Annotated in this window: 7 protein-coding genes; 1 reads left to right on the forward strand and 6 read right to left on the reverse strand. The window is 65.2% G+C overall.

Annotated features, from left to right (window positions below; translation table 11 throughout):
• Positions 1 to 30 precede the first annotated feature (30 nt).
• Both mltG and AC1VXC_RS17440 read right to left on the reverse strand, forming a co-directional pair.
• Positions 31 to 1,089, reverse strand: coding sequence for an endolytic transglycosylase MltG (mltG, locus tag AC1VXC_RS17435; protein ID WP_313170293.1), 1,059 nt, complete (start codon positions 1,087 to 1,089; stop codon positions 31 to 33).
• Positions 1,090 to 1,161: 72 nt separating this feature from the next.
• Positions 1,162 to 2,514 (reverse strand): aminodeoxychorismate synthase component I, encoded by a 1,353-nt coding sequence (locus tag AC1VXC_RS17440; RefSeq protein WP_481539737.1) that lies wholly within the window; start codon positions 2,512 to 2,514, stop codon positions 1,162 to 1,164.
• A gap of 12 nt (positions 2,515 to 2,526) precedes the next feature.
• On the opposite strand from AC1VXC_RS17440, the gene AC1VXC_RS17445 reads away from it, so the two are divergent.
• The gene (locus AC1VXC_RS17445) at positions 2,527 to 2,886 is read left to right on the forward strand and encodes a hypothetical protein (RefSeq protein ID WP_481539736.1); all 360 of its coding nucleotides are present in this window, start codon (positions 2,527 to 2,529) and stop codon (positions 2,884 to 2,886) included.
• Here AC1VXC_RS17445 and fabF read toward each other — a convergent pair.
• From fabF to fabD, 4 genes are all read right to left on the reverse strand, one after another.
• Complete coding sequence (gene fabF, locus AC1VXC_RS17450) at positions 2,873 to 4,135, reverse strand: beta-ketoacyl-ACP synthase II (protein ID WP_481539735.1); 1,263 nt, start codon at positions 4,133 to 4,135, stop codon at positions 2,873 to 2,875. The genes AC1VXC_RS17445 and fabF overlap by 14 nt on opposite strands.
• Positions 4,136 to 4,258: 123 nt before the next feature.
• Positions 4,259 to 4,498, reverse strand: a complete 240-nt coding sequence (gene acpP, locus AC1VXC_RS17455) for an acyl carrier protein (RefSeq protein WP_054659808.1) — start codon at positions 4,496 to 4,498, stop codon at positions 4,259 to 4,261.
• Positions 4,499 to 4,649: 151 nt separating this feature from the next.
• A complete protein-coding gene (gene fabG / locus AC1VXC_RS17460) occupies positions 4,650 to 5,393 on the reverse strand; it encodes a 3-oxoacyl-ACP reductase FabG (RefSeq protein ID WP_481539734.1) in 744 nt (247 codons plus the stop codon).
• 85 nt (positions 5,394 to 5,478) lie between these two features.
• A complete protein-coding gene (gene fabD, locus AC1VXC_RS17465) occupies positions 5,479 to 6,423 on the reverse strand; it encodes an ACP S-malonyltransferase (protein ID WP_481539733.1) in 945 nt (314 codons plus the stop codon).
• Between the last annotated feature and the right edge of the window lie 179 nt (positions 6,424 to 6,602).

The following is a 6,602-nucleotide window of genomic DNA, read 5'->3' on the forward strand; positions in this document are numbered from 1 at the left end:
ACATCCTGTACATCATTCGGGTCATGCCGCTCATTGCGCTGCGGCCTCGCTGCGCTTCGCACGCAGCCGCTTCAAGTACTCGGCCACGGCGCTGTTGTGATCGGTGTAGGACGCGGAGAACACATGCGCACCACTGCCATCGCCGACGGCGACGAAGTACAGCGCATCGCCCGGGGCCGGCTTGGCGGCGGCATGCAGCGCGTCGCGGCCAGGCATGGCGATCGGCGTCGGCGTGAGCCCGGCGCGGGTATAGGTGTTGTACGGCGTGTCGGTGGTCAGATGGACCTTGCGGATATTGCCGTCGTAGGCACTGCCAATGCCGTAGATCACGGTCGGGTCGGTCTGCAGGCGCATGCCCATCTTCAGGCGGCGTGCGAACACACCGGCAATCTGTGGGCGCTCGCTGGCCAGGCCGGTTTCCTTCTCGATGATGGAGGCCAGGATCAGCAGTTCGTAAGGCGACTTCAGCGGCAGGTCGTCGCTGCGCTCGGCCCAGGCGGCGGCCAGTTCCTTCTCCATCGCGGCATGGGCGCGCTTGAGCACGTCCACGTCGCTGTCGCCGCGCTGGTAGATATAGGTTTCCGGCAGGAAGCGGCCTTCCGGGTGCTGGTCGGCAAAACCAAGCTTGGCCATCAGCTCGGTGTCGGACAGGTCGGTGGTTTCGTGCTGCAGCGGCTGTGCGCGCGCCAGGGCGGCACGCAGCTGGCGGATGTTCCAGCCTTCGACGATGGTGACGCGGTATTGCAACACCTTGCCCTGGCGCATGTTCAACAGCAGCTGGCGCGGCGTGAGTGTCGGGTCGAGGGCGTATTCGCCGATCTTCAGCTTGCCGGCGGCGTCGAGCTGGCGGGCCAGCAGCTGCCATTGCAGGTCGTCGCCTTCGTCGACGCCGGCCGCGCGCAGCTTGCGCAGCACGCTGTTGAGCGAATCACCGGAGGCGATGCTGACGCTCTGCTCGGACGGGGTCAGCGGCGCATCGGCAAAGCTGCCCTGCCGCTGCCACAACCAGGCCGCACCTGCGCCTGCCAAGGCGACCAGCAGCAACAACACCGCCAGCACCAACAGACATCCGCGCTTGGCACCCGCCATGGTCACCCCGTCTTCAAATAGTGGATGCGCAGGATACCGCGCTGGCGGCAACGCCAGCCAAAACGGCGTTCATCATTGTGGATCGAGCGCACGCAACAGCCCGCGCGCCTTGGCCCGGGTTTCGTCCAGCTCCTTGTCGGCCAGCGAATCCACCACGATGCCGGCACCGGTACGGAAGCTGGCCGTGCTGCCCTGCACTTCCGCGGTGCGGATCAGGATGTTCAGGTCCATGTCGCCATCGCGGTTCAGCCAGCCGAAGGCACCGGTGTAGGCACCGCGGGCGGTCTGTTCCAGCTCGGCGATGATCTCCATGCAGCGCACCTTGGGGCAGCCGGTGATGGTGCCGCCGGGGAACGTGGCCGCGATCACTTCGCCCGGGGTGACGTCCGGGCGCAGGCGCGCGCGCACGTTGCTGACGATGTGGTGCACGTGGGCGTAGCTCTCCACGATCATCAGTTCATCGACCTCGACACTGCCTGGCGCGGCGATGCGGCCCAGGTCGTTGCGCTCCAGGTCGATCAGCATCACATGCTCGGCGCGCTCCTTGGGGTGGCCCACCAGTTCCTGGATGCGCGCGGCATCGTCATCGCCTTCGAAGCGCGGGCGGGTGCCGGCGATCGGACGGGTCTGTACCAGGTCGCCACTGACCGAAACCAGGCGCTCGGGCGAGGAACTGACCACAGCGCGACCAGCGGCCGTGAACAGGCCAGCGAACGGCGCGGGGTTGGCGGTGCGCAGGCGCGCGTACAGCGCTTCGGGTGCAAGTGGCGCGTCGAACTGCGCCTGCCAGCGACGCGACAGGTTTACCTGGAAGACGTCGCCGGCATGCAGGTAATCGATGACCTTGTGTACGCCGTCGGTGAAGCGTTCGCCTGCGTCTTCGTTGATGGCGCTGGGGCCGTTCCACTGCGGCAAGGGCGGCAGCTGTGCGGCTTCGCTTTGATCGTGCTGGAGTTGGCTGAGCAGGTCTGCTGCGTGGTCTTCGGCGATGGCGATGCAGCGGCCGCTGTCGCGCTCGCGCAGGACCGCCGCCGGGCAGCGTAGTGCGACTGCGGTTGGCAGGCCGTCGCTGCGCTGTGGCAGCTGCAGGATGGGTTCGATCTGTTGCGCGAGCTCGTAATCGAGCAGCAGGGCCCAGCCGCCGCGGAACGGGATGTCCGCTTCCATCGGGTTGCGGGCTTGGCGCAGGGATTGCCAGTCGCGGTCGAGTGCGGAGAGGAAGTCGCCTTCAACTGGGATGCCGTCTTCGCGTTTTAGGCTGCCGTCGGGGTTGAGCAGGAGTTGGCTGCCGTTGGCGATCAGCAGCATGTCCCACTGGCCGAGCTTGCCGGCGGCGGTGGATTCAAGCAGGACCGGATAGCGATGCGGTGCGAGCCGATGCAGCGCCAGCAGGTCGGTGTCGGCGTGCAGGGGGAGGATGTGCATCGTGGGCCCGAAATGTCAGAAATGCAGGCTGTTCCCTTCTCCCGTCTGCGGGAGAAGGTGCCCGAAGGGCGGATGAGGGGAGCTTTTAAAGCTATTAAAGCCTTTGGAGCTTTAAAGCTGCCCTCACCCCAACCCCTCTCCCGCTTGCGGGAGAGGGGCTTTGAGCAAAGCGTTGAGCAAAGCTACAGCCAAAAGCTTCAAGCAAAGCAACAAGCAGCAGCTTCAAGCAATGCGGCGAGCGGGAGCTTCAAGCCAAGCTACAAGCACAAGCTTCAAGCAACAGCTTCGAGCAAAGCGGCGAACAGGAGCTTCAAGCAAAAGAACGGGCAGGAGCTTCAAGCATCGCTCCAAAGCCGCGTTAAATCCGCTTGAACACCAGCGTGCCGTTGGTGCCGCCGAAGCCGAAGCCGTTCGACATCACCACGTCCACCTCGGCCTTGCGCGCCACGTTCGGCACGTAGTCCAGGTCGCAGCCTTCGCTCGGGTTTTCCAGGTTGATCGTCGGCGGGATGATGCCGGTGTTCAGCGCCATCACCGAGAAGATCGCTTCCACGCCGCCCGCTGCACCCAGCAGGTGCCCGGTCATCGACTTGGTCGAGCTGACCAGCATCTTGTAGGCGTGCTCACCGAAGGCGGTCTTCATCGCCATGGTCTCGCCCAGGTCGCCCAGCGGCGTCGAGGTGCCGTGTGCATTGAGGTAGCCCACCTGCTCCGGAGTCACGCCTGCGTCCTTCATCGCCGCGACCATGCAGCGGGCGGCGCCTTCGCCGTTCTCGCTCGGTGCGGTCATGTGGTACGCATCGGAGCTCGCGCCAAAGCCGGCCAGCTCGCAGTAGATCTTGGCGCCGCGTGCCTTGGCGTGCTCGTACTCTTCCAGGATCAGGATGCCGGCACCGTCACCCAGCACGAAACCGTCACGGCCCTGGTCCCACGGACGCGAGGCCTTGGTCGGCTCGTCGTTGCGGGTGGACATGGCCTTCATCGCGCAGAAGCCGCCCAGTGCGGTCGGCGAGGAGCCACGCTCGGCGCCACCGGCAACCATCACGTCGGCATCGCCGTACTGGATCATGCGCATCGCCGTACCGATGGAATGGTTGGACGTGGCGCAGGCGGAAACGGCCGAGAACGACGGGCCCTTCAGCCCGGCGATGATGCTCAGCTGGCCCGGCAGCATGTTGATGATGGTCTTGGGCACGTAGAACGGCGAGATCTTCTTGCCCTCGTGGAACTCGATGGTCTGCTCTTCGATGCCAAGCAGGCCGCCGATGCCGGCACCGACGATGGCGCCAATGCGCTCTGCGTTGGCGTCGGTGATTTCCAGGCCGGAGTCGTGCAGCGCCATGAAGGCGGCACCCAGACCGTAATGGATGAACGGGTCCATCTTCTTGGCATCCTTGCCACTGACCCGGTACTTGCCGAACAGGGGGTTGTCGGCGGTGATGTCGAAATCCTTGACCTCACCTGCAATCTTGGTGGTGAAACGTTCCAGATAGTTATCTGCAACATTCGTCAGCGGGCCAATGCCCGAGCGGCCATTGATGATGCCTTCCCAGCTGCTGGCCAGATCATTGCCCAGCGGCGACACCATGCCCATGCCGGTAACAACTACGCGACGACTCATTGCGGATTCTCCTGGCCCCGCACGCGGGGAGATTCAAGCTTAAAAGCACAGGGCCGCATCAGCGGCCCCATGGGTTTGCAACGCGGCAGACAGGCTTGCCGACCGCGCCTTGTCAGGCCTGGATCAGGCCTTGACGTGTGCCTTGACGTAGTCGATGGCGGCCTGGACGGTACCGATCTTCTCGGCTTCTTCGTCCGGGATTTCGCACTCGAACTCTTCTTCCAGCGCCATCACCAGCTCGACGGTGTCCAGCGAGTCTGCACCCAGGTCATCGACGAACGATGCGCTGGTGGTGACTTCTTCTTCCTTGACGCCAAGCTGCTCAACAACAATCTTCTTGACGCGTTCTTCGATGGTGCTCATTAGGATATCGCTCCAGATGGAGTAGTGGTTCAAAAGACGCCAGCCCCCAGGGCTGGCCGTGGGATAGTGTAGTGGAAACCGTCGCGGCGGTGTTTCTGAACAAAAAAGCTGCGACAATCAACCACTTGGGTGCATTCCATGCACGCCACGCTTACGGCATGTACAAGCCACCGTTCACGTGAAGGGTTTCGCCGGTGATGTAACTGGCCGACGGACCAGCCAGGAACGCCACCGCCTTGGCGATGTCTGCCGGCTCGCCGAGGCGACCCAGCGCGACCTGGCCGAGCATCGCCGCCTTGGCGTCCTCGGCCAGATCCTTGGTCATGTCGGTGTCGATGAAGCCCGGTGCGACCACGTTGACGGTCACGCCGCGGCTGCCGATTTCCTTGGCCAGCGACTTGGAGAAGGCAATGATGCCAGCCTTGGCGGCGGCATAATTGGCCTGGCCGGCATTGCCGGTGACACCGATGACCGAGGCGATGTTGATGATGCGGCCCTTGCGCGCCTTCATCATGCCGCGCATCACCGCCTTGGAGGTGCGGTAGACGCTGGTCAGGTTGGTGTCGAGGATGGCCTGCCAATCCTCGTCCTTCATGCGCATCAGCAGGTTGTCGCGGGTGATGCCGGCATTGTTGACCAGGATGCTGATGGCGCCGAATTCCTTGCTCACCGCGTCGATCAACGCGTCAACCGCGCCCGGCTCGGTCACGTTCAGTGCGCGGCCGTGGCCGCCCTGTGCAGCCAGGCGGCTACCGATGGCGGCAGCGCCGGATTCGGTGGTCGCAGTGCCGATGACGGTCGCGCCCAGCGCGGCCAGTTCGTCGGCAATGGCGGCACCGATACCGCGGCTTGCGCCGGTTACCAGCGCGATTTCACCCTGCAATGGCTTGCTCATTCGTCTTCCTTTCAGTCGTTGCCGCAATGGCGGCAGCCGGTTCGAGACAGGCGCAGCGACGCGCCCGCAGCTGCTTCCGGCTGGATTAGTTGGCCCACTCTTCCAGCGCACCGGCAAAATCTGCCGGGGTGGCGAGCGAACGCCCTTCGATGTTCTTGTCGATGCGCTTGATCAGGCCGGTCAGCACCTTGCCCGGACCGCATTCGGCCACGCGGCTGACGCCGCGCGCGGCCAGCGCCTGCACGCAGCCGGTCCACTGCACCGGCTGGTACAGCTGCTGCACCAGCGCCTGACGGATGGCGTCCACACCGTCGTGCACCTGCGCGTCGACGTTCTGCACCACCGGCAACGCCGGCGACTGCCACGCCAAGCCGTTCATCACGGCTTCCAGACGATTGGCGGCTTCGCGCATCAGCGGCGTGTGCGAGGGCACGCTGACAGCCAGCTTCACTGCCTTGCGCACGCCCTTTTCAGCCAACAGCGCCAAGGCGCGGTCAACTGCCGCAGCGTCGCCGCCGATCACGATCTGGCCGGGCGAATTGAAATTGGCCGGCACCACGACCTGACTGCCTGCGGCTTCGGCGCAGACTTCCAGCACCAGCGCATCCTCGGCGCCGAGCACGGCGGCCATTGCACCAACGCCGGTCGGGGCGGCGTCCTGCATCAGCTGGCCGCGCAGGCGCACCAGATGTGCGCCGTCGTGCAGCGTCAGGGCGCCGGCAGCGACCAATGCGGTGTATTCGCCGAGGCTGTGACCGGCCAGTACGGCAGGCTGTGCGCCGCCCTGTGCATTCCACAGGCGCCATACCGCGATGCTGGCGGCCAGCAGCGCCGGCTGGGTGAATTCGGTGCGATTGAGCTGCTCTTCCGGGCCGCCCTGCGACAGCGCCCACAGATCGACGCCCGCGCCTTCGGAGGCCTCGGCAAAGGTGTCGCGGATCTGCGGATGCAGTTCAGCCAGTTCGGCCAGCATCCCAATGGATTGCGAGCCCTGGCCGGGGAATACGAAAGCGAGTCGGGAGTCAGTCACGCGGTCTTCTGCTGCATCAATCGAAGCGGGGAATAATAAGCGCGAAAGCGCCCGCCCGTCTGTACTGGCGCGTATGCAGCAGCATGGCCCGGTAGTGGGGGGGCGGCGCCGGGGCGGGGGGCGGGGGGAGGGGCCGGGGCGAACGGCGGGGCGGGGCGCGCCGGCGTGGGATTGGGGGG

This window comes from Stenotrophomonas sp. STEN033 (genome assembly GCF_056856655.1).